This is a genomic window from Mesorhizobium sp. M5C.F.Ca.IN.020.32.2.1 (genome assembly GCF_004023105.1).
Taxonomy (GTDB): Bacteria; Pseudomonadota; Alphaproteobacteria; order Rhizobiales; family Rhizobiaceae; genus Mesorhizobium; species Mesorhizobium wenxiniae.
The window spans coordinates 1-917 of the sequence record NZ_RZSX01001410.1; the positions used below are offsets into that span (position 1 = coordinate 1).

Below are 917 nucleotides of genomic sequence, written 5' to 3' on the forward strand. Positions count from 1 at the left end.
GTATACCGCCACAAAGGCGTGTCGAAATGTATTGCACCTGAAAAAACTCGGAAAACTCAAGGAACGCCGCTTCCGACGAGCCGTCAGACTATTCCGGTGGGCGGCGCATGTAGCACAATTCTTGCGCCAAAACGGCTATTCCGGTTATGCTTCGCAAATCATCGGAAACAGCGTGATTCCGACGTGTGCATTCTAACGTTTTAAGACGGAGAGACAGACCGGCCCAGAAAAAGAAAAACCGCTCCCGAACGAAAATCCGGAAGCGGGTTTGCAATGAAAAAATAAGCCAAAACCTTTCTCGCAAACCCTCCCTTCCTTGTCAACTGAGAAACACCGCTTCGGTGAACGGGGAAGCTTTGCCTGGTCCCTAACAAAGGAGACGAGGACATGGGTGACCCCCATACGGATCGGCGGCCAATCGGTCGCCGAGTGACGCCACAACGTGCCGATTACCGGCGACTGGCACAGTCGGCCGAGATCGGAACGGTGACGCGCGGCCAGCTTGCCGTGCTTGCACAAAACCTCACTTGCACTGGATTGATCAGCGCGACCGAAAGCCATCTTTTGGTGACTCTGGTCAACACGGCCCCGGCCGAGGCCTTCGACAAGTCCGGCCGTCCGATCATCTTCAAGTCCAACCAGCAGCTCGGCTTCGAGATCGGCCGCTCAGCCGGTCGTGTGAGCCGTATGCTGTCCCGCCTTTTCGACGCTGGCTTGATCACGATGCAGGATAGCGGCAATTACAAGCGCTACCCGGTGCGCAATGGTGATGGTGCGATTGTAGACGGTTGTGGCATCGACATGCGGATCCTCATCGCCCGCTATCGCGAACTCGACCAGCTCGTGCGGCAGGCCAAGGCCGAAAAATCGGCTGCGAGCGCAGCATTGCGCCGCTATCGCGGCGCGCTGCGCAACCT

At 57.4% G+C, this 917-nt stretch carries 2 protein-coding genes; both read left to right on the forward strand.

The window, feature by feature from the left end:
• Positions 1-196 (forward strand): hypothetical protein (locus EOA86_RS39760; RefSeq protein WP_206630263.1); only part of this gene is annotated, 196 nt, incomplete at its 5' end.
• A 191-nt stretch (positions 197-387) separates the two neighbouring features.
• On the forward strand, positions 388-917 hold a 530-nt coding region (locus EOA86_RS36390; RefSeq protein ID WP_281035742.1), incomplete at its 3' end, for a helix-turn-helix domain-containing protein.